The organism is Roseibium album, from assembly GCF_001404515.1.
GTDB classification, from domain to species: domain Bacteria; phylum Pseudomonadota; class Alphaproteobacteria; order Rhizobiales; family Stappiaceae; genus Roseibium; species Roseibium album.
Genome location: NZ_CXWE01000012.1, coordinates 50280 through 70855, shown reverse-complemented (window position 1 = coordinate 70855; position 20576 = coordinate 50280). Strand labels below are relative to the sequence as shown.

The 20576-nt window shown below is 53.9% G+C and carries 20 protein-coding genes; 12 read left to right on the top strand and 8 right to left on the bottom strand.

Annotated elements, in window-relative coordinates; all coding sequences use genetic code 11:
• Positions 1-30: 30 nt before the first annotated feature.
• Positions 31-1050, bottom strand: a complete 1020-nt coding sequence (locus LA5095_RS28840) for an amino acid ABC transporter substrate-binding protein (protein WP_055121265.1) — start codon at positions 1048-1050, stop codon at positions 31-33.
• Positions 1051-1512: 462 nt separating this feature from the next.
• On the opposite strand from LA5095_RS28840, the gene metC reads away from it, so the two are divergent.
• Positions 1513-2691 carry a cystathionine beta-lyase gene (gene metC, locus LA5095_RS28835; protein WP_055121264.1) on the top strand — a complete coding sequence of 393 codons (1179 nt, stop codon included), beginning with the start codon at positions 1513-1515 and terminating at the stop codon, positions 2689-2691.
• Positions 2692-2717: 26 nt separating this feature from the next.
• On the opposite strand, the gene LA5095_RS28830 is transcribed toward metC, so the two are convergent.
• The 4 genes from LA5095_RS28830 to LA5095_RS28815 all read right to left on the bottom strand — a co-directional run bounded on the left by LA5095_RS28830 (position 2718) and on the right by LA5095_RS28815 (position 6503).
• Complete coding sequence (locus LA5095_RS28830) at positions 2718-3032, bottom strand: lipid-A-disaccharide synthase N-terminal domain-containing protein (RefSeq protein WP_029065703.1); 315 nt, start codon at positions 3030-3032, stop codon at positions 2718-2720.
• Positions 3033-3095: 63 nt separating this feature from the next.
• Positions 3096-3857 (bottom strand): glycosyltransferase family 2 protein, encoded by a 762-nt coding sequence (locus LA5095_RS28825; protein WP_055121263.1) that lies wholly within the window; start codon positions 3855-3857, stop codon positions 3096-3098.
• Positions 3854-4765 carry a phosphatase PAP2 family protein gene (locus tag LA5095_RS28820; RefSeq protein ID WP_055121262.1) on the bottom strand — a complete coding sequence of 304 codons (912 nt, stop codon included), beginning with the start codon at positions 4763-4765 and terminating at the stop codon, positions 3854-3856. The genes LA5095_RS28825 and LA5095_RS28820 overlap by 4 nt, the downstream gene beginning before the upstream one ends.
• Positions 4749-6503 (bottom strand): ArnT family glycosyltransferase, encoded by a 1755-nt coding sequence (locus tag LA5095_RS28815; protein WP_082442996.1) that lies wholly within the window; start codon positions 6501-6503, stop codon positions 4749-4751. The genes LA5095_RS28820 and LA5095_RS28815 overlap by 17 nt, the downstream gene beginning before the upstream one ends.
• Positions 6504-6789: 286 nt before the next feature.
• On the opposite strand from LA5095_RS28815, the gene LA5095_RS28810 reads away from it, so the two are divergent.
• Together LA5095_RS28810 and LA5095_RS28805 are read left to right on the top strand one after the other, a co-directional pair.
• A complete protein-coding gene (locus LA5095_RS28810) occupies positions 6790-7626 on the top strand; it encodes a phosphodiesterase (RefSeq protein ID WP_055121261.1) in 837 nt (278 codons plus the stop codon).
• Positions 7626-8174, top strand: a complete 549-nt coding sequence (locus LA5095_RS28805; RefSeq protein ID WP_055391476.1) for a CAP domain-containing protein — start codon at positions 7626-7628, stop codon at positions 8172-8174. Before LA5095_RS28810 ends, LA5095_RS28805 begins: the two co-directional genes overlap by 1 nt.
• A 147-nt stretch (positions 8175-8321) precedes the next feature.
• Here LA5095_RS28805 and LA5095_RS28800 read toward each other — a convergent pair whose 3' ends face one another.
• Complete coding sequence (locus LA5095_RS28800) at positions 8322-9704, bottom strand: YcaO-like family protein (RefSeq protein WP_055121260.1); 1383 nt, start codon at positions 9702-9704, stop codon at positions 8322-8324.
• Positions 9705-9977: 273 nt separating this feature from the next.
• On the opposite strand from LA5095_RS28800, the gene LA5095_RS28795 reads away from it, so the two are divergent.
• Together LA5095_RS28795 and LA5095_RS28790 are read left to right on the top strand one after the other, a co-directional pair.
• Complete coding sequence (locus LA5095_RS28795) at positions 9978-10268, top strand: hypothetical protein (RefSeq protein WP_055121259.1); 291 nt, start codon at positions 9978-9980, stop codon at positions 10266-10268.
• A gap of 66 nt (positions 10269-10334) precedes the next feature.
• Positions 10335-10622, top strand: a complete 288-nt coding sequence (locus tag LA5095_RS28790) for a hypothetical protein (RefSeq protein WP_055121258.1) — start codon at positions 10335-10337, stop codon at positions 10620-10622.
• Here LA5095_RS28790 and LA5095_RS28785 read toward each other — a convergent pair.
• Positions 10614-12626, bottom strand: a complete 2013-nt coding sequence (locus tag LA5095_RS28785; RefSeq protein WP_186009665.1) for an AfsR/SARP family transcriptional regulator — start codon at positions 12624-12626, stop codon at positions 10614-10616. The genes LA5095_RS28790 and LA5095_RS28785 overlap by 9 nt on opposite strands.
• Before the next feature lie 156 nt (positions 12627-12782).
• On the opposite strand from LA5095_RS28785, the gene LA5095_RS28780 reads away from it, so the two are divergent.
• The 4 genes from LA5095_RS28780 to LA5095_RS28765 all read left to right on the top strand — a co-directional run bounded on the left by LA5095_RS28780 (position 12783) and on the right by LA5095_RS28765 (position 17898).
• Positions 12783-13040 (top strand): hypothetical protein, encoded by a 258-nt coding sequence (locus tag LA5095_RS28780; RefSeq protein ID WP_055121256.1) that lies wholly within the window; start codon positions 12783-12785, stop codon positions 13038-13040.
• Positions 13041-14242: 1202 nt separating this feature from the next.
• Entirely contained in the window at positions 14243-15994 is a 1752-nt protein-coding gene (locus LA5095_RS28775) for a B12-binding domain-containing radical SAM protein (protein WP_144436203.1), read from the top strand.
• 155 nt (positions 15995-16149) lie between these two features.
• Positions 16150-16467, top strand: coding sequence for a c-type cytochrome (locus tag LA5095_RS28770; protein WP_055391475.1), 318 nt, complete (start codon positions 16150-16152; stop codon positions 16465-16467).
• A gap of 162 nt (positions 16468-16629) precedes the next feature.
• Positions 16630-17898 (top strand): PQQ-dependent sugar dehydrogenase, encoded by a 1269-nt coding sequence (locus tag LA5095_RS28765; RefSeq protein WP_055121254.1) that lies wholly within the window; start codon positions 16630-16632, stop codon positions 17896-17898.
• A 54-nt stretch (positions 17899-17952) separates the two neighbouring features.
• Here the strand turns inward: LA5095_RS28765 and LA5095_RS28760 are convergent, their stop codons facing one another.
• On the bottom strand, positions 17953-18642 hold the full coding sequence (locus tag LA5095_RS28760; RefSeq protein ID WP_144436202.1) for a hypothetical protein: 690 nt from the start codon (positions 18640-18642) through the stop codon (positions 17953-17955).
• A 321-nt stretch (positions 18643-18963) separates the two neighbouring features.
• Here LA5095_RS28760 and LA5095_RS28755 point away from each other — a divergent pair, with 321 nt between their 5' ends.
• The 3 genes from LA5095_RS28755 to LA5095_RS28745 are packed head-to-tail and all read left to right on the top strand — an operon-like array spanning position 18964 to position 20314.
• Positions 18964-19278 (top strand): ArsR/SmtB family transcription factor, encoded by a 315-nt coding sequence (locus LA5095_RS28755; RefSeq protein WP_055121252.1) that lies wholly within the window; start codon positions 18964-18966, stop codon positions 19276-19278.
• A complete protein-coding gene (locus LA5095_RS28750; protein ID WP_199485855.1) occupies positions 19275-19664 on the top strand; it encodes an SRPBCC family protein in 390 nt (129 codons plus the stop codon). Before LA5095_RS28755 ends, LA5095_RS28750 begins: the two co-directional genes overlap by 4 nt.
• Positions 19665-19708: 44 nt before the next feature.
• On the top strand, positions 19709-20314 hold the full coding sequence (locus LA5095_RS28745) for an ATP-dependent Clp protease proteolytic subunit (RefSeq protein ID WP_055121251.1): 606 nt from the start codon (positions 19709-19711) through the stop codon (positions 20312-20314).
• The last annotated feature ends 262 nt before the right edge of the window (positions 20315-20576 follow it).

Genomic DNA, 20576 nt, shown 5'->3' with positions numbered 1-20576 from the left:
AACCCCTGTTTTCCTCAGAACAAACGAGGATTAGCGAACCGGCGGAGCGTAAAGGAATCCACCATCGCTCCACAGCGCATTCACGCCGCGCGAGATGCCGAGCGGAGTGTCCGGACCGACATTGGCATTGAAGGATTCTTCGTAGTTACCGACGTTCTTGACGACGTTGTAAGCCCAGTCGTTGGACAGGCCGATGCCTTCACCATAAGCGCCCTCAACACCAAGCAAGCGCTTTACGGACGGGTTGTCGGAAGACTTCATGTCGTCAACATTGGCCGACGAGACGCCAAGTTCTTCAGCGTTGATCATCGCGTTGAGGGTCCATTTGGCGATATTGAACCATTCGTCATCACCCTGACGCACAACCGGACCAAGCGGCTCTTTGGAAATGATTTCCGACAGAACCATGTGGTCGCCCGGGTTGGTCAGCTTCAGACGCTGTGCGTACAGACCGGAAGCATCCGTTGTGTACACGTCGCAACGACCGGCATCATATGCAGCAACAACTTCGTCTGCCTTTTCGAAGGCGACGATTTCATACGGCATATTGTTGGCACGGAAATAGTCAGCAACGTTCAGCTCGGTGGTTGTACCGGTGTTGGTGCAGACCGAAGCGCCGGACAGCTCGAGCGCCGAGGTGACGCCGAGATCCTTGCGAACCATGAAACCCTGGCCGTCATAGTAGTTGACGCCGGCAAAGTTCAGACCCAGCTGAGTGTCACGGGACATGGTCCACGTGGTGTTGCGGGACAGGACATCGACTTCGCCTGACTGCAGTGCGGTGAAACGCTCTTTTGCAGACAGCGGCGTGAATTTTACAGCCGACGCATCACCGAACACTGCAGCAGCCATTGCGCGGCAGAGATCAACGTCGAGACCGGTCCAGTTCCCCTGTGCATCTGGATTGGAGAAGCCCGGCAGACCCTGACTCACCCCACACTGGATGAAACCTTTTGCCTTGACATCTTCCAAGGTTGTCGCACTCGCAGCCGTGGTCGCGGCGACGCCCATTGCAGCGCCGAGTACGAGTGGAAGGATTTTTTTGGACATGGATATGCAGCCTTTATTTGTTACCCATTTTATTTTTATGCTGGGCTTCGTTGTAAGAAATCCTCTACGTCCCGTTCGTAAACGAGCGTGTGCCTTTTTGACGGCTTCCTCCAGATTTCTCCCTTTCCACCCAACGAGCCCATACGATTGCATTTGGCTGTTCGGGTCAAGTACTTGCTGTCATTATCTCGACAAAAATCGCAGGGAAACACTCGATCTGCATCCGCCGAGTGCACAAATAGCGAACATGCTCAGTTCGAATTCATTCAATGCCTTAAACATGTTCACCGGATCTTCGAATTTCCGGCACCCCATTAACCTTAATCGTAAGTTACACGTTGAATTGAAGCGCGAAGCACCCTCAACCACCCTTGTTGAGAGCCCTGCGAATTGTCTAAAATAGCCTTTCCCATCCGGGCGAAACTCAAACTCCCGATACCGACCCCCTTAAACAGAGCTTCCATGTCCAATTCTGCCAGCAAGTCCCCGTTGAAACCCGACACAAGGCTGGCGCATGCCGGTCGTGACCCCAATTCGTTTCACGGGTTTGTCAATCCGCCGGTTGTTCACGCGTCGACCGTTCTTTATCCAGATGTGGAGACAATGGTTCCCGGAGGTCAGAAATATTCCTATGCCCGCCGCGGCAATCCGACGACGGATTCACTTGAAGATGCCCTGCGGGAACTGGAAGGGGCAGCCGGCGTCAAACTTGCCAATTCCGGCCTGAACGCAGTCGCTCTCGCGCTCCTCTCCTGCGTGAAATCCGGTGACCACATCCTGATCACGGACACGGCTTACCAGCCGACGCGGCATTTCGCGGATACAGTCCTGCCGAAATTCGGAGTAACCGCCGAATACTACGACCCGAAGCTCGGCGCAGACATCAAGACCCTGTTCAGGGAAGAAACATCCGCGGTCTTCACCGAGGCCCCGGGATCCCTTACGTTCGAAATGCAGGATGTTCCGGCAATTGCAGTTGCGGCGCATGAAATCGACGCGACCGTTCTCATGGACAATACATGGGCCACTCCCCTGTTCTGCCAGCCGCTTGCCCTCGGTGTCGATCTTTCGATTCAGGCAGGTACCAAGTACATTGTCGGTCACTCCGACGCGATGCTCGGTACCGTAGCTGCGAGCGAAAGAGCGTGGAAAGGCCTCTATGACATTCACGGTGCGATCGGCAGCCACGTTGCACCGGACGACGTCTATCTCGGCCTCCGGGGATTGCGCACACTCTCGGTCAGGCTGGAGCGGCATCAGAGGAATACGCTTGCTGTTCTCGATTGGCTGAAAGACCAGCCTCAAATCGAGGCAGTAAGTTATCCCGCGCTTGAATCAGATCCCGGCTTTGCAATCTGGCAACGCGACTTCACCGGCAGTTCAGGTTTGTGCGGATTTGATTTCAAGGCCGGAACCACAAAGGAACAGGCCGGCGTGTTCCTCAACGCCCTCACCCTGTTCGGCCTGGGATATTCTTGGGGCGGCTTCGAGAGCCTGGCTATCCCAGCAAGGCTCAAGGGCATGCGGACCGCAACGTCCTATGATGAAACACGTTGTTCGGTTCGCCTTCACATCGGTCTCGAAGATCCGGAAGATCTGGTCAACGACATCGAGCGGGCCCTAGCCAGGGCATTCGGCTAATTAGTGGAGGTCGCGAACAGGCAGGGTCAGATCGTCGGGTCCTGCCGCTTTTCCTTGAAGATCAGCCACAGGTTCCGAAAATAAATAACAAGGCCAAGCCCCTGCCCTGCGATAAACACGGGATCCTGGCGCTGAATGGCGTAGATCAGCAACAGCGACCCGCCTGCGATGGAAAAGAACCAGAAGGCAACCGGCACAATTGATCGACCGACGCGTTCAGAGGCGACCCATTGAATGACGAAGCGCATCATGAACATGGCCTGAGCGAAAAAACCCAGAATTATCCAAAAATCGAATTGCTCGACAAAAACAGTATACAGCCAGTCGTAAAGAGCAGTCATTGGGCAGATCCAATCGGTTCAATCGGGCACAAGGCCCGTCGTTCTTCTTGTTTCAGCTGTCCGTCACGTCAGCGGCCGGACAGTCGGAATTTTCTTACGGCGCCGCCGCAACCACCACACGCCAAACAGATCAAGCACGCCGACCAGTGCCCGGTCGAATATTCCGTATTTTGAAGTGCCATGGCGCCGTTGCCGGTCCTGAACGTCGATATGAACGACATCGAATCCTTCACGGATCACGAGCGCGGGCAGGAAACGATGCCAGCTGTCAAAGTAAGGCAGTTGCAGAAACACTTCGCGGCGCAGCGCTTTCAGACCGCAGCCGCTGTCTCTGGTCTTGTCCTTCAGGATCGCACCGCGAAGCCTGTTGGCGAACCTTGAGGCATAACGTTTGGCTAGACTTGCCTTGCGGCCAAGCCTCTGGCCGGCCGCAAGAGCGGTTGAGGCTCCCGCAGCCTGAAGCGCGTCCAGAAGCTGGGGGATATAGGCCGGATCATTCTCGCCGTCACCGTCAATTGTCGCAACGATATCGCCGCGCGCATGCTGCACGCCAGTGCGCACAGCACAGCTCTGGCCACAAGACAATTCGTGACGCACAGGCCTCAGCCAGTCATGGGTTGCGGCATAGTCCTGCAACACGATATCCGTTCCGTCCGAAGATCCGTCGTCAATAACGATGACTTCGAACTTGCGTCCCGCCAGGGCGGCTTCGATCTCGTCCAGGAGAATGGGAAGGTTCTGTGCCTCATCCTTTGCCGGCACAACAACCGTCACGGCAAGTGTTCCCTTGTTGGCCGCCAAGCCTTCAAGATAGCTCTGTGTCATGAAATTGTCCGTTCTGTCCGCTCTGCGTCCGGACTTTCAACCGGCACCCTGTCGATACCACGCTGGCCACGAAGGGTCTGCCAGACCGCGCGTACACACGCCTTCGCAGAGCGTGAATTCATATTGGGTTCAATCTTTCCGGAAGACGACAGGTGAAAGCCTATCCGCCGACGCGCCATCGCTCTTACCGTGAAGAATGTGAAAGTCATGCCCAAAAGCGTGCCAGCGATAACATCGCTCGGATAATGGGCTCCAACCATAACGCGGCTGAAGGCGAGCCAGAAGGCTGCAACGATAATCAGCCACCGGTAGGCGGGAAAGATAAACGCGAGTGCGGTTGCGAGCGCAGCCACCGTGGTGGAGTGGCCGGATGGAAAGCTTGTGTAGGTTCCATCAAAGGCAAGAAAGTCGAAACGAACCGGGCCGACATGTTCATAAAGCTTCGGCCGGGCCCGGCCCAGGGACCACTTGAAAGCAATTGCAAGCAGACCTGTCGCAGCGACCGAATAGAATATGAATGCAGCGTAAGTGAAAACCGATCCTATCGCCATGCGAATGCGGAAGGCATAGCGTCCTGCATCCAGGGCCAGAAGAAACAGACAGGTCAGTCCTGTCGAAATCAGTATCCAGTCTGCCTTGCCAAAATCTGTAAAGGCTCTGAAGCCGTTCCGGTATTCGCCCGGGAGGGACCGGAGCCAGGGATAGGTCGGTACATCGAACACGACCACCGCAACCCCCACAGTCAACAACAGGATTGCGAGTATGTCCTGTGGTCGTTGGCCAGGTGGCAACGGATCAAGGCTGTTAAGTGCTCGTGCCTTGCGGCCTGAAAACAGCATTCCCGCGCGGCGGATGTTCCCGCGCATTCGCGCCAGCACTTTCCGGACGCTGTTACTGCTGCTCGTCATTGCCGTCTTCTGCACCTTTTGTCGCGGTCGCATTCTGGTAAAGCGCGATGTCGACCTCATCGCCGCCGTTAATGTTGAGGCCGTCTACCCTTATTCTGACCTCCGGCACAAGATCAATCTCCTTAGCTTCCGCCAAAAACGCTGCTTCTTCCCGGCTTTCTATGGCAGCAACCCGGCAAGTTGCCTGACCACCCGCCCCTGCCTTTGCCAGAAATTCAGCAGCCCCTGCGGGTGATATGATGCGTGTGCCTGTTCCCTCCAGAAAGATGAAACTCGGCTCATGGAAGCCCGCGGTGACGACCTGGCGCGAAGACGCATCCATACATCCGGGAATTTCGTCCAGTGCGGCGACCAGTCTCGGGCTTACCCAGACCGGTGTCAGTGCAGGACCAACGAAACCCCAGATTCCGACAGCAACACAGATGGCACTCAAGGTTACTGCTGGAAAGGCATAAAGTGCCGGACCGCGGAACAACCTGGAGGCGGCAGCAATGCCGAAGACGGCTCCAAGTGCGACAATCACCGCACCGGGTGGCGACGGCCAAATCCCGAGCACGATTGGTCCCGCGAAAGCGATTGCCGCCAATCCGACCGGTGGGAGCGCCAACAGCACGGCCGCGATGACACGAACCCATTTTCTGGAGTGTTCACCGGCTCCCTCAAGCAGAGCGGCCGCCACAGGCAGCGCAAGCGCCGGCAAAAGCGGCATCGTGTAATGCGGCAACTTTGTCGCGACGAGTTCGAATACGATCCAGCTTGGAACAAACCAGGCGATTGCAAATGTCACAAGCGGGCTCGCCCGTTCCTTCCAGATCAACGGCAGAGCAATCAGGAAAAACGCGGGAAGCGGCCAGAAGACGCCAAACATCGCCCCCAAATGTGTCAGGGGCGGTGCACCGTGCCCTTCCTGGCCCTGCCCAACTTTGCCGAGCAGGTCTCGTCCGATAGCTTCTGTGAAGAAGGTGCCGTCGGTCGCAATCCAGATTGCCACGAACCATGGCGAAACAAGCAGAAGAAACCAAACGAAACCGATCAAAGGCGACGCTGCCCTGAACCAGGAGAAACTCCTCTTCAGGACCATCAGTCCCAGCACGGTCAGACCGACAACCATCAAGCCGACCGGGCCCTTGATCAGCACACTGCCGGCCAGAGCCGTCCAGAACAGAAAACTCAACCCCCAAGCCCGTTCTGTGGTTGCTTTCAGCCAGATGCGTGCAAGCGCGCCCTGCGCAACGATGACCGTGGCAAACAGAACGGCATCAGTCTTGGCCAGTCGCGCCTCGACACCGACGATGATCGACAAGGCCACAAACCCGGCAACGATCACCGCCCCTGCCGGTCCCATGAAGGCTCGCGCCATCCAGAAAGCTGCAAAGACACAGAACACGGCGCCGATGAGTGATGGCAGCCTGTAGACCCAGAGCGGGGCTTCCGCATCATGACCTGTCAGCTTGACCGCGGCAGCCTGCAACCAGTAAATTCCGACGGGCTTCTTGTGCCGTGCCTGCTCCTGAAACCGGATATCGATATAGTCACCGGTTTCGAGCATTTGCTTCGTCGCCTGCGTATATCGAGGTTCGTCCCTGTCAAGCGGCGGCACTGTCCACTGTCCCGGCACAAAGAGCAGAAGCGACAAAATCAGGAGTAATAAAGGGGCGGTAATGTCGTGGCCGAATATTTTCAGCCAGATCGGCTTGCGCATCATTGCGGACTTTGTGTCCGACGAACCGTCATCCATTTCCGGCTCCGCCCGATTTTCGTCGCGAATCCCGGTAGTTGTCTTCGATTTCCCGGCGCCTTGGTCTTCTGCCGGTTCTGACACCCGCAGCCTTGGAGCGTCGCTTTTTTCTGCCATAAGATGCCGTTTCCAAAGTCTGGTGCTGCGCAGTAGCAGCCTGCAACCTACCTCTAAAAAGCACTCTCCTACATGAGCTTTCCAAAAAGGGAAACAAGTGCTTGCCCTTATCAAACGCTGAGCTATCGTCCGATACTCACAAAAACGCTCACAGATTCCTGGATTGCAAATGACCCTGATCGCCCAGATAACCGATTTGCATCTGCGCCCCAAAGGCTTGGCCTGTTATCGGGTATCAGATACCAACATGATGGCAGAGCGTGCTGTCCGCTCTCTCCTTTCACTGACGCAACAAGCGGACGCAATCGTCGTTACGGGCGATCTGACCGACCGCAGCGATCCAAGAGAATATGCCGTTGCCAGGGAACTTCTTTCTCGTTTCGAAGTGCCGGTATTTCTCCTGCCGGGCAATCATGACAGCAGTGAAGGCATGCGTCGTGAAATGGCCGGCTATCCCGGCATAGGTGAAAACAGGGACGGCAAGATTTTCTATTCCGCGATGATTGAAGGCATTCAGCTGATTGCGCTCGATTCACATCTTTCCGGCCATCCTCAGGGATACCTTGGAAACGAACAGCTGAGCTGGCTCGAAGCAGCCCTTCGTAAGTGCGATGCACCGACAATAATTGCCCTTCACCATCCGCCAGCACTTACAGGCATTGAGCATATGGACAATATGGGTCTGAACGACGCAGCCGCACTTGAGGAAGTTCTGAGTCCCCACACACATGTCCAGAGAATTCTCTGCGGACACGTCCACCGGCCGATCGTGACCAGTTTCGCGGGCAAGATCATGACACTTGCCCCCAGCACCGGTCACCAGGTCGCCCTCGATCTACGGGAAAACAGCCCCGCAATGTTCAATTTCGAACCCGCTGCCTATTTTCTCCATTCTCACTCCGAGAAAACCGGCATTGTTACCCATATGGCCTATGTCGAGAATTTTCCGGGGCCTTACCATTTCTTTGCCGACCAGGGCGTCACCTGGCCAGGAGACGAGAATTGATGCACGCAAAGGCCGCAGCTCTGTATCCGTTCAGATACTGTCTTGTTCTCCTTGCCTTCCTGGCATTGGCGTCTTGCGGCGCGTTGCCAGGTAGCGGCGAACTGGAAGACGAAACAGTTCTGACGAACCAAAACGTCGACAAGAACCAGATGCTTTCGATGATCAATTCCTATCGAAAGCAAAACGGCCTGCCTGCTTTGAAACACGACACCACGCTTGACGATGTCTCGCAAAAAATGGCACGTCACATAGCCGAACGGGACAGCATGGATACGTGGGCCCACAGCGCATTCGGACTTTCTCAGCGTCTCAGCAAAGCCAGCTATGCCAACTATGCGGGTGCTGAAAACCTGGGAGCCGGGTATGCGGACCTGAATGCTGCCTTCCGGGGTTGGCAAGGCTCGGAAGGACACAACAAAAACCTGCTCAATCCCTATGTCACACGCGTCGGAATTGCCAGAACCAACCGGAATACAGGCAAATGGCGTAATTTCTGGGTCTTGACGCTCGCCAGGCCCAAGGCCGACGGACGCCCAGTTCTCCAATAAAAAGGGGCGGGTTGACCCCGCCCAGTTTCTTCCAGAGATCGGATGACCCAGTCGTCATCCGAACACCGCTCTCAAAAAGTTGAGTATCAGTGTCATATTTTACTATCGCGACGATCTTTTCCTGTCAAACCTGATTTCAGGTTTATTTCAAAAGGGAAACGGGCGCTGTGCAAATTCGGGTTCCGTGCCGGGTTCTTTGCGAAATCCACGATCAACGACGCCCTGATAGAGCCTTTCCTTGCCAAAACGCGGCTCCCAGCTGCAGAGGTCCTTGGAGATCAGCTTGACACAAGGAACTTTCAGATCGGGACGTGTCGCATCGAACTCCCAGATCTCGATGTTCCGATCAAGGCAACTCTGCAGCAGATTATCGTAAGAATAACTGACCTCATAGGACGACGCGTCTGTGGTGGCTTCTGCGCAGGTCAGCAAATCATCCGTGATGGAATTTTGTCTCGCATAGACGAGATGTCTTGGCACGTCATGCGCGCGTGTGACCGTATTTGGTCGATCCGGATAAGCCCTTTCCATCAGGGTGAGAGCATTTTCAGATTGAAGGAGTTCCTCGACCGCGGATGTGCAGGCTGATGACATGTCCCAACCGGCAGCGGAGCCAAAAGCGGCCCTCCGCCCGCCTGAGTCGTACGAAATCGCCATCACGACATGTACGTGTAGCTCGGTGTCGACAACGTAAAGTCCCCAGGACCTGGATTCAGTGTCGAGAAAGTCGCTCAAGGATTCAGCCAAAAATGATTTGACCTGGTCACGGTCCAACTTAGTTATCCCCAAGCGGTTGTACCAAGCTTGCGCCACTGCGTCGCGCTCGACCAGCTCAAGCAAGGCACGCTGCCTGGCGCCTTCGAGGTTACGCCAGACAGCACACCCCACCGACGAGGCAAACCCATGATCCAGGCCTGTCGAGATTTCCAATTCACCAAACAAAATACAAATGCCCGGCACCTGCGCGCGCGCTCCCAAGCCCAATTGCGTCAAGCACAATCGACCTTCTGAAATCCCTCTCCAGTCCGGAGCATCTGCATCCAGCTCGAGACCCCGGGAGACCAATTGACGAACTGCATTTCTGCTTTGAGTTTCACTTAGACCAAGAACACTTGGCAATTCTACCTGTGGTAGTTCTTTCAGCTCCTCGCCGATCCTCGAATCACTTTCACCCATCGAACAAAGACTCAATCGCTCAGTCAGTTCGCCAATACAACCAAAAGATGCATTAACTAATGTATCTGCTTGTCCGCCTGCCGGAATCGGTGTCCGCATATTTTTGTCACCCGGCACGCGACTGACCGGCAGTTTCAATATGCCGGTACAGAATTTGACCGGGCAATTCGCACGCATCATCGGGACCAATCTGACATCAAAATTCGTCAGCAAGGGCAAAAACAGCGCTAGATCGCCGTGCAACATATGCCCCACGCCGGTCGTCCCGCTGCTGTCAGACCGCGCCAGGCCAATCCTGACGAGATCCGAAAAAACCTGATCCGGAATTTTTGAAACTTCGGCGTCGATTTTCACATCTCCTCATTTCTCAGGTCATCAATATTACATCACCACAAGTATCCTTAAAATACAAAAGCTCTCCCTGCAATTGTGTCTATTGTAAATTGCGCGCCCTACTATTGAGATGATGCTTTTTATCGACAAATATTCTTCTCGAAAGCGGTCAAACAACAGTAAAACATACCCTCTTATAACATTTTACTAAAGTTTTACCCTTTTCGATTTGGCAAAGTGACCATCCACCCACCAGCCAAGTCAAAACTCAACTCTAACTTCAAGAGGCTCACCATGCACGTAAGAACAACTTCCGAAAAAGAACTGGAACTTGGCGCAAAACTTGGCGCGATCATTCAGGATCCAGACGCACGTAACAGTCTCATCGAGAACCCGACTGAGGTGTTGGCAGGTGTTGGCGTCAAATCCGACGTGACGCTCTTTGCCGATACGGTCGACCTGGTGCATCTGATCGTGCCGGCCGAGGTCGATGTGGCCCGCGTCGCAGCTGAAGATGAAACCTATTTCGAAGAGTTGGGTCGCGCTGCACTTGGCAACTGTGTCTACCACGACCTTCCTGAGTAAGACCAAGACCCCTAAAAACTGGCCCGAATACAATGCTATTCGGGCTCAATTCCAGGATCTTTTCACATGGCTCGATTTCCGTACTACGAAAAAAACGTTGGAGCACTTGGAAGACTGATTGCCCAGGCTGCCGTCGATAGCGATTTGCTGGCCCGTCTCAAGAAGGATCCATTATCGTACCTGACCGATATCGGATTGCCTGAACAGACAACCCAGCTCATCAGATTTGAGGTTGTAGAAAAAAGAAACAACCCTAAAGCCGTGGCCATACCATATAGGCTAAACGCTGAAAAACTGCACCAAGCCGACACCACATACCTAAGCGGTCTGTCAAACATGTTTGCGTCAAACTGAACCAGTTCCCTCATAAAGGAAACGTTGAACGAATGCTGCGCCGCGATCAAAATTTCTTCGCGTGGTTTCGTCCTGAAAGAAGTTGATTCTTTTGCGCCAAAGCGTCAGGTCTTCTGTTCCAACAGGTGAGCTCTTGAGTAGTTGTGCTCGATGCTCTGAGTACCGCTGTAGAATTTGGAGTGCTTCCTCTTCTCTGTTGATGCAAATAAGTGAGGCTACTCTTGTCGTCAAACCACTGATGCCAACGCCTGAGCAGCGTTCTATTTGGCGGATTGAATTTTCATAATCGTCGGCAGCAAAATATATGTTCGCCAAATATTCGTAAAACGCTCTCGGAACGAATGTGCAAAGTGAGAACGCGCGATCAGCGATCAAACGCGCCTCTTCAACGTCACCAGAGTAAGCCAGCCCTTCGGCGACAGACATAAGGTTTGTGGGATCCGCGGAACTCAAACGACTAGCATTCCGAAATGCGCGTCTCGCTTCGTCGGGCATATCTGAAATGATTGTCGCCCAACCGTATGCGCGCAGATTAAACGCTTGCCACGGGTCGAGCATTATCGCCCTTTCTGCCAAAGCCAACGGACCGGTCGAAACATTTGAAGCAATTTTTTTATCGTAAAGTGGAAAATGCAACTCCTGCTTAATGGCAATGGACGCCTTGCCGGCATACGTCATGGAAAATGCGCTGTTTGTGCGCTCCAGGTCGTTCAGAATTTGCATCGCTTTATCGTCTGACGAAGGCGTGAAATCCCACAACAGGGCTTCTGCCTGACACCAGCGCGCAAATGTGGCAGTATTTGACGGGTTTTGTAGCTTGCTTATCGAATGCGTATGTATCCGATTAACAATATGGCCAGCAGCTGGAACGATACCATCCCACATCGAGATATCGACGATTTCGTTGAAGATAATCTGGCCATTTTCTCGATCTTCAAATTGAACGACAACCTTACCTGATCGTTCATCGTGTCTGAACCGAAGCAGATAGCTTCCAAGCTCGTGTCCTTCGATCAAGGTCGGCATTGGTGCATTTTCTTCACCAAAATACTCCGACTGATAAAGATTGTAGGATCTGAAAGATGAAAGTCCCGAGACAATTTCTTCGCGCATGTAAATTGCGTCGTTCAAACCTGATTTAGCAACAGACGAGGACAGGATTGAAATTTCCGGCAATTGGATCGAATTTCGGGAATTCGCAAGCGAAACGACAGTCGGTCCGATTTCGGCAGGTCGCCTGAAGACCGCAGATTCAGTTTCCTTGTCGACAAGAATGTCGTGAGTTTCTTCGTCCGGTTCCGCATCCAGATGAAGACGCATCTCCCGTTCACAGGCCTTGAACTGTTGCTCCGCCCGTTCTCGTTGGCCGAGTTTCATATAAAGGCGGATCAGGACGCGATGTGCCGACTCGAGCGCCGGGTCGATCTTGAGCAGGAACCGGCCGCCGGCTTCAACCTGCAATCCACCGTCAACTGTCGAGATTTGATCAAGATGCTTGAAGGCGGCCGTCACCACATCGGACCGCACCCGTTCCCGTTCGACCTGGAGCCAATCGGAAAATTCGGGATCTATATCCTCAAATCCAGCCAGAAAATCGCCGCGCCACAGGCCTTCTGCCTCGCGAAAATCATCGGCCCGACCCCTTTCCAGTAACGTCAGAACCGTCATCAAATCGGAGGAAAAGGTCTCAGGGTCCAGCCTTACGTGCCCTGTTGACGTGCGAACAACATCAAAACCGGCTTCGTCTTCCGCGGTCTTCAACTGACGCAAAGCCTGCCTGAGCGACTGCATCGCCTTTGTCCGTTCGGCCTTGCTCCACAACAGGTCGGAAAGCATTTCCCGAGGTGAGCTCATGGAGTTCACGCGGCTCAAATAGCCCATGATGGCCAGAGCTTTACGGGTTTTGACCGCAACAGGGTCTTCATTTCTGCTCAGGAGCAACGGGCGCCCAAGACATGCAAAACAGGAGGCGACTGCCATTAATTCCCCGTATTTGAACCGCACGCTATCAGAAGTTTGCACACTCTAATGCGAATGCCTCACAACCTGATTTGCAACAGCAGTTTATCACGCTAATATCACGCTGCAACATCATGCTTCTTGTGGATGGTTACGGCAGCATCGCTGCGAACGGTAAATCGAATACTGGTGGGTAGTAGAATGTCAAAGACAGTCAGTAAATCAGATCGCCCTGCTAAAGAGCTGGAACCGGCGGTTGAAGCGATCAAACGGATGATCCGTTACACCAAGAAGGAAGCTGATAAGGATGGGCGCACCTTCTGCTCCTATTGCCTTGATATGGCACTTCAGTCGCTGGAGGATGGTTCTGAAGAACTCGATATGATTCTCAAGACCAAAATCACGCCTCTGATGGTTGGCCAGTCGACTGCAGAGTCAAGGAAGTCAGATTCCAACTGACGGCTGCATCAAAACCTGAACACCAACACCGGTCCATGATTCATGGGCCGGTGCGGCTTGTTGAACTTATCAACAGAAGCTTCCCGATTTACTTCCTCCCCTCTTTCACCGCTCCGATGTTCGACGGAGCCTTGGCCCGATAGACAACCCAATTCGGGACCGGATCCGTTTTTCAGGGTTCCTGTCTCCAGGCCGGTCTTGTCACAGCGTTGCCGTTTCGCAGCACCTGGGCATTCGCATCCGTGCGAGTTTTGTATCGGACAAGGTTGTTGGAGGCCTAAAAAAGAAAAAGGACGCTGGCCGTAACCAGCGCCCCCCTGCGTTAAAGGAAGATTGCTTTTGACGAATTGTGCTGATCACTCACCACACGTCAAAACTCTCCGCTTTTACACTGACCTGAAGTTTCCGAAGAGACTTCCGATCCACGAACACAAGATCTTTCGACCTAACACCCGCGCCGATCATACGGATAACCCGCCGTTCACCGGACTACCGGGACGCCCTTCGCTTCACGTGAATGCGTCCGGCGCATCCCATGTGGCATCCAAAAGTTCGCTTGCTCATTCCGTGTGACGGACTGCTCAGAAACCCTGGCATGGGCTACTGGCTTTTCGGGCTGTTATGCGGTTGCCACCCCGCCATCAGTTCCGAACCAGCAGTAGGTTTATGTTGCTTGTTTACTTGCTTGATGTCTAGTTGCATTCGAATCTTTCAACAGAGACTTACGTAGCTGTTGATAATATGTGCATAAAAATTACTACTAAATATACTGCATTGCACAAGTTATATGAAATCAATATTGAGAACCTCCTCTAATTTCAATGAGATCTTTACATTGCACGCTATTTTTCAAGTGCAACAATCGTCGTGCCGGGATGTGAAATCGAGCGAGCGATGACCGGTTGGCCAGACGGTGGCTTCTGGCACACAGGTCATTGTTTCGTTGATAGGTAGCGACAAGTCGCGTTCGGAACGTAGCTCCAAAATCTGCAAGTGAAGATCAGCATACCGGATGGAAGCAGTAGGCAGATTGGTCCTCGCCTTGGTTCGCTGTTTCTTGCCAAGTCGGTGGTACCGGTGCTCGCGTACATCGGCTGCACTGATAATTCCCTTGCGGTAACTTCGTGGTTCCGCAAGAATGATCGTCTCGGGGTGCTCTCGCCTTCGCGATGAACAAACCTTCGACCGGAGCCTGGAATTCCATGTCCAAGCGCTTTTCAGTCCTTTTGATCAAACCTTCACATTATGATGACGAAGGTTACGTCATCCAGTGGTTGCGGGCACCGATCCCTTCAAATTCACTCGCGTCGATCTATGGTCTCATCAAGGACTGCAGCGAAAGAAAAACGCTCGGCGATGATGTTTCAATTGAAATAGATGTCATCGACGAAACGAACACAAAGGTCGAAATCGGGAGCCTGATCAAGTCCCTGAAGCAAGCGGACGGGTGCCTTGTCGGGCTGGTCGGCGTTCAAACCAACCAGTTCCCCAGGGCTGTCGATATCGCCAGGGAATTCATTGCTGCAGGTATTCCGATTGCAGCCGGTGGCTTTCACGCCGCTGGCAGCATAGCAATGCTGCCCGAACTGACACCGGAAATAATCGCAGCCCAGGAAATGGGCCTTACCATCTATGCCGGCGAAGCCGAGGGGCGAATGGATGCGCTTCTTCAGGATGCATGGTCCGGAGAGTTGAAGTCACTCTACAACTTCATGAAGGACCTGCCTCATCTTGAAGGTGCTGTGCATCCGATCCTGCCTGCCGATGCGGTGCGCAAGATGGCAGGTGCCTATACAAGTTTCGACGCCGGGCGTGGATGCCCGTTTCAATGTTCCTTCTGCACGATCATCAATGTCCAGGGGCGGAAATCACGGTTCCGCACACCTGATGATATCGAGACCATCATTCGTGCCAATGCCAAGCAGAATATCCGCAGGTTCTTCATCACTGACGACGATTTTGCAAGAAACAGGAACTGGGAGGTCATTCTCGATCGGCTGATCTGGCTACGCGAAGACCAGGGCCTGAAATTCAAGCTGACACTGCAGGTCGATACCCTGTGTTACCGTCTGCCCGGCTTCATCGAAAAGGCCGCACGTGCCGGATGTGCGAGAGTGTTCATTGGCCTGGAAAACATCGATCCCGATGCCCTTTCCGCCGCCAAGAAGCGCCAGAACAAGATCTGGGAGTATCGCAAGATGCTTCAGGCCTGGAAGGACGCAGGTGTTATCACCTATGCCGGATACATTCTCGGCTTCCCGGATGACACACCGGAGAAAATCCGCCGCAATATCGAAATCATCAAGAAGGAAATGCCACTTGATCTGATCGAGTTTTTCTTTCTGACACCCCTTCCAGGCTCGGAAGACCACAAGATCCTCGCGTCCAGGGGTGTCTGGATGGATCCGGACTTCAACAAATACGACCTCAACCACCGCGTCACCCATCATCCACTGATGACAGACCAGGAATGGGACAAGGTCTACTTAGACAGCTGGAAACAGTTTTACACTCCAGAGCATGTCGAGACGGTTCTTCGGCGCGATGCGGCGCGCGGTGCCCGAACCAAGGCGCTTTATTCTTCGATGATCCATTTCCTTGGGGCAATCTTGATCGAAAAGGTCCACCCCCTTGAATGTGGAATTGTTAGGCGCAAACACCGAACTCAACGTCGCCACGGGATGAAACTGGAAAACCCACTCGTGTTTTATCCCAAACGGGCAATCGAAGCTGTTTCTGTTGCCATATCGTGGGCACGACTGTTTCTGAAGTTCCGCCCGGCCATGAAGCGGGTGCTGGCCGACGAGGACCGGCGCAATTATTCCGACCTCGCCCTGACCCCCACCAGCGACATCGAAGAACAGGACATGGAACTCATTCAGGTTTTCAAGGAAGCCATTCCGAAAACACATGGAGCACCTGTGGTTGCAGACAAGGTTGTGTCTGCAAAATAGTGTTTTCGAAGCATCATCGTCTTCCAATTTCACTACAGGCTGGTCACTCTGCTGCGAACATTGTGGACTTGATGTCTCCGCCGGTTTGGGAATTCTTGATATTTTTGCCTTCGTTCAGACTACCGCATCTCGTTGTGATTTGGGAGAGACACGACATGAAAACTGGTTCAATCATCGTGATCTGGTTGACGATCTTACTCGGAACGTCTCAGGCGGCAGCTCAAGATGTTGAAGTAGGCAAATCGCTTTACAAAAAGAACTGCAGAGCATGCCACGGACCGACGGCAAAGGGGCTTGCCAGCTACCCCAAACTCGTCGGACACCCTGCCGAATACCTTGTCGATCGGCTTGAGAGATACCGTGCCGGCGAGAAATTCGGCCCGAACACGCCATTGATGGCACCGCGCGCCAAAAAACTCTCCGACGAAGACATATCCAATATCGTAACGTTTATCGTCACCACCTTCGAGTGACCTTGTCAAAAACGGCGAATTACCGCCAATTCGGCCAATACTTACGTTAGGTTAATTTATTTGATCCGATCGCCTTAAAGGCCTAACCTCTTTCGCGTCGAAAGTGTGCAGGACGGAACATTCGACCAACCGCACGCACGACATACAAAAAGGGAGGATTCAATGAAAATTGGAAATGCTACCAGTCTTGTGACGCTCCTGTTGGGCGCTACAGTCTTCTCTGCGCCGGTATTTGCACAAAATACCACCAGCCTCAAACATACTCTTGTGCTGGAAGATCTCGAAAACCCCTGGGACATGGCGTTCTTGGACGATGGAACAATGTTCTATACCGAAAAGTGCAAGGGGCTGTCCGTCCTGTTGCCTTCAGGTGAGACCAAAGCACTTCTCGGCATGGGTGGATCCGAAGGATTTGCTTCTACGGCCGACGACCTTTTCTGTGAAGGTCAAGCCGGAATGATGGGTGTCGCGATAGATCCGAATTTCGCCAACAACCGGCGAATTTACGTTTACTCGACGTCCAACATGTCTACACCCCACACCAACAGGTTGATGCGCCTGGAGGTCAGTGACGATTTCTCCAATGTGTCAGGGCGGACCGATATTGTTGACGACGTCCCGTACAAGATGAAAGCCTCAGACCATCCGTTCGGTGGCCCGGGAGCTCATAATGGCGGGAGGGTGCGTTTCAACCCGGGTGACGGTTACCTCTATCTGACGACCGGCGACACGCACAACGGTCAGGTACCGCAGAGCCCGACAATGATGGGCAGCAAAGTGCTGCGGATCGATACGGACGGAACCGCTGCACCCGAAAATACGCCGCCGGTCGGTTTCGACAAGCGGACCTACACCTATGGGCACAGAAACGTCCAGGGCATTGCATTCCATCCGGGAACAGGCACGCCGATTGCCGCTGAACACGGACCATGGCACTCGGACGAGATCACCGTTCTCAGGAATGGCGGTAACGCTGGCTGGGATCCAAGGCCGAACATGGCCGGACGTGGCGATTGTCCGGACAACTACTGCGGCTACAGCCCAAATCAAATGGTTGGTGAAAACAGGTTCGCGCGTGCATCCTGGATGCCCATGACCGATTTCGAGACCTATCCGAGCGCCATGCCGCCCATCTGGAACAACAATGGCTGGTCGCAAGGCACATCTTCTGCAGCCTTTCTTGAAGGTGACACATGGGGTGACTGGGATGGCGCCATGGTGGTCGGTCTCATGGGGATCGGCTTCGGCGGCACACCACTGGGTCAACGTATCGACGTCCTCCAGCTTACGGACGACGGCACCGAAGTCATAGACGTGACGGAAATGACGTTGCCAATGGAAGCTGGCCGGTTCCGCTCGCTCGTGGTTGGGCCTGATGGAAGCCTTTATGCGGCGATTGACGAGGGCATGATCCACAAATTGACGCCCTGACCAGAGACCCCGGTTGCGCCACCTTGTAGTGGCGCAACCGATCTATGGACCCCATCAGTCCTCGAAAACCAGCCGAATTGGCAGCTCGAAACGCTGATCGTCAACGCGAATGGAATAAAGATCGTCTGTCAGGTTCCAGGCAAAATCGGTGCCCACGCCCGACATGGTCGCACTGGCCCGCACGAATTCTCCGTGAATGAAGTAGAGTTTTCTCTGGAAGCCGTTTGGAAACGTCACGACCACCGCCGCGTCGCCGCCGTCGCTCTGTGCTGTCGCGGCCTCGCAAGATCCCAATGCCTGACCACGCTCTTGAGCGCACGCAATCTTGCTTTTCGCGTCAAAATCGCGCTTTCCTGCGCGGCGCCTGCTGTCATCAACGCCCATTGGCACGATACCGTCTGGCCCCCTCGCCGGCTGAAGGTTCTGAAATCCGACGAAACCTCCGCGACCTCCGCGGAATGAACGCACATTGCACCAGATCTGGTGGCCCGCCTCCTGACATCCATCGTTGGAAAGAACTTCTCCTTTCTCAAGGAGCCTAATCACCTCGGCAGCGCTTGACGGTTTGGACTGCAATTGCACATCCGCCCCGACAACAACCCATCGTCTCGGGCCTCCCTCTTCCGGTGCGACGGGTGGTTTTGCCTCAAAGGCAGTTTGCGCCAACGACGCCGAACCGGCTGACAAAGTCAGCGATGCCATGATGGTCAATGCCAGTGATGCTCTGAGACAAGAGAAATACATTGGTGCCCATCCACGGGTTTGCCTTCCTTATGAAGGACCATTGCAAAAAGGCTAGTGCGCCTACCGGGCCTGGTCAACAAATCGATCGAGACAGTGAGAAAGCGCGTGAATTCAGAGGTTTGAAGCGTTACGTGGATGATCAGGTCCAACGCAATGATTGGTTGCCAGCAGACGAGTGCTGGTGTTCCTTTTTCCGGTTTTCTCCGAAGATGGTTTCTGCCTACTCCCAACTCCCAACGCCCACAGCGTCACGTTTTCAGCCGGCAAAGTTCAAAATTCAAAGGCATTGCGAATCACATAAGTGTATGCTTATGTATTGGCATGATGGAAAACGACATATTCAAGGCCCTGGCAGATCCGACACGGCGCATGATCTTCGAAAAACTCGCCTCCGGCAGCATGAACGCAAGTTCATTGCGCGACGGAGTGGAGATCAGTCAGCCCGCAATGTCACAGCATCTTGCCATCCTGTGCAACGCAAAGCTTGTGCGGCAGGAACGGAGCGGCCGGTTCGTGAATTACGAGGTCGATCCCGACGGGCTGGCAATGATTGCGAACTGGCTGGCGAAGTATCGCGCCTACTGGCCAGCGCGTATCGACGCCTTGAAAGACCTGCTGAAGGACATGGATCAATGAGCAAAAGACAGACTGACGCCAGGGCTTCAACACCTGTCATCGATGATGAAGAAACCGTGGGCATGGTTCTGGAATACGAACTTGAAGCGCCACCGGAGAAGATATGGCGGGCACTTACCATCCAGGAATACAGAGAGAGATGGTTGCCCGGGAGCGACCTTGCGGCGGTAGAACCCATGGCTGAAGTGACGGGTGAGCAAATCTGCTTCCGAATGAGGGACAGCGATCCGCCCCATCTGGAAAGCGTCGTGACATTTCAGCTCACGCCCCAAGGGAACGGCGGGACAGTCCTCAGGGTTACGCATCGCCTCATCGATAGTCGTCTTGTTTCGCCAATGCCAGGGGCTGCGAACAGCAACGAACCTGTCTTGATGCAAGCCGCCTGACTTTCGTTCCGAAGTCCACATCTTCAAAACACAGGAGTTCGCCCATGCGCGAAGCGATGCAACTCGTCCCGATGGTCGTGGAACAATCCAACCGCGGGGAGCGCTCTTTCGATATCTATTCCCGCCTTCTTCGAGAGCGGATCATATTCCTGAACGGTGAGGTGAATGACACGGTTTCGGCGCTTGTGTGCGCACAATTGCTGTTTCTTGAGGCGGACAGTTCAACGCGCCCCATCCAGCTCTACATCAATTCGCCCGGAGGCGTGGTCACCAGCGGCTTTGCGATGTATGACACCATGCGCTACATCAAGGCACCGGTTCATACACTGTGCATGGGGACGGCCAGGTCGATGGGATCGTTCCTCCTTATGGCTGGCGAGCCGGGCGAGCGTGCGATACTGCCCAATGCCAGTATTCTCATCCACCAGCCGTCTGGGGGCTTCCAGGGCCAGGCGTCGGACATGGCGATCCATGCCGAGGAAATCCTGCGTACCAAGCAGCACATGACCCGTCTTTACGCCGAACACTGCCATCGAACATACGAGGAGTTCGAATTCGCGATGGACAGGGACCGTTTCATGACGCCGCAAGAAGCGATGAAGTGGGGATTGGTCGATCGCATTCTGAGTGAACGCGAATCCACCGAGTGATCAAATCAGGATCCGTTTCGGGCATCCGTTGCTCTTGAGTTCACAAAAATTATCACGCCCCGATGCGATTGGTCGACGATCCATTCGAGGCGGAATTGAACCAGGTGTCTCCGGCACAATCTGTAACCTTGGTCTTCAGGCTGAAAACCAATCAAATGGCGCCCCGCCCCCCTGAACGATCACTGAAAGTCATCATTGAAATACCGATAGAATTTTTGATGCCTGCCGCACACAAAAAAGATACTTCACGCTCGAGCGATAC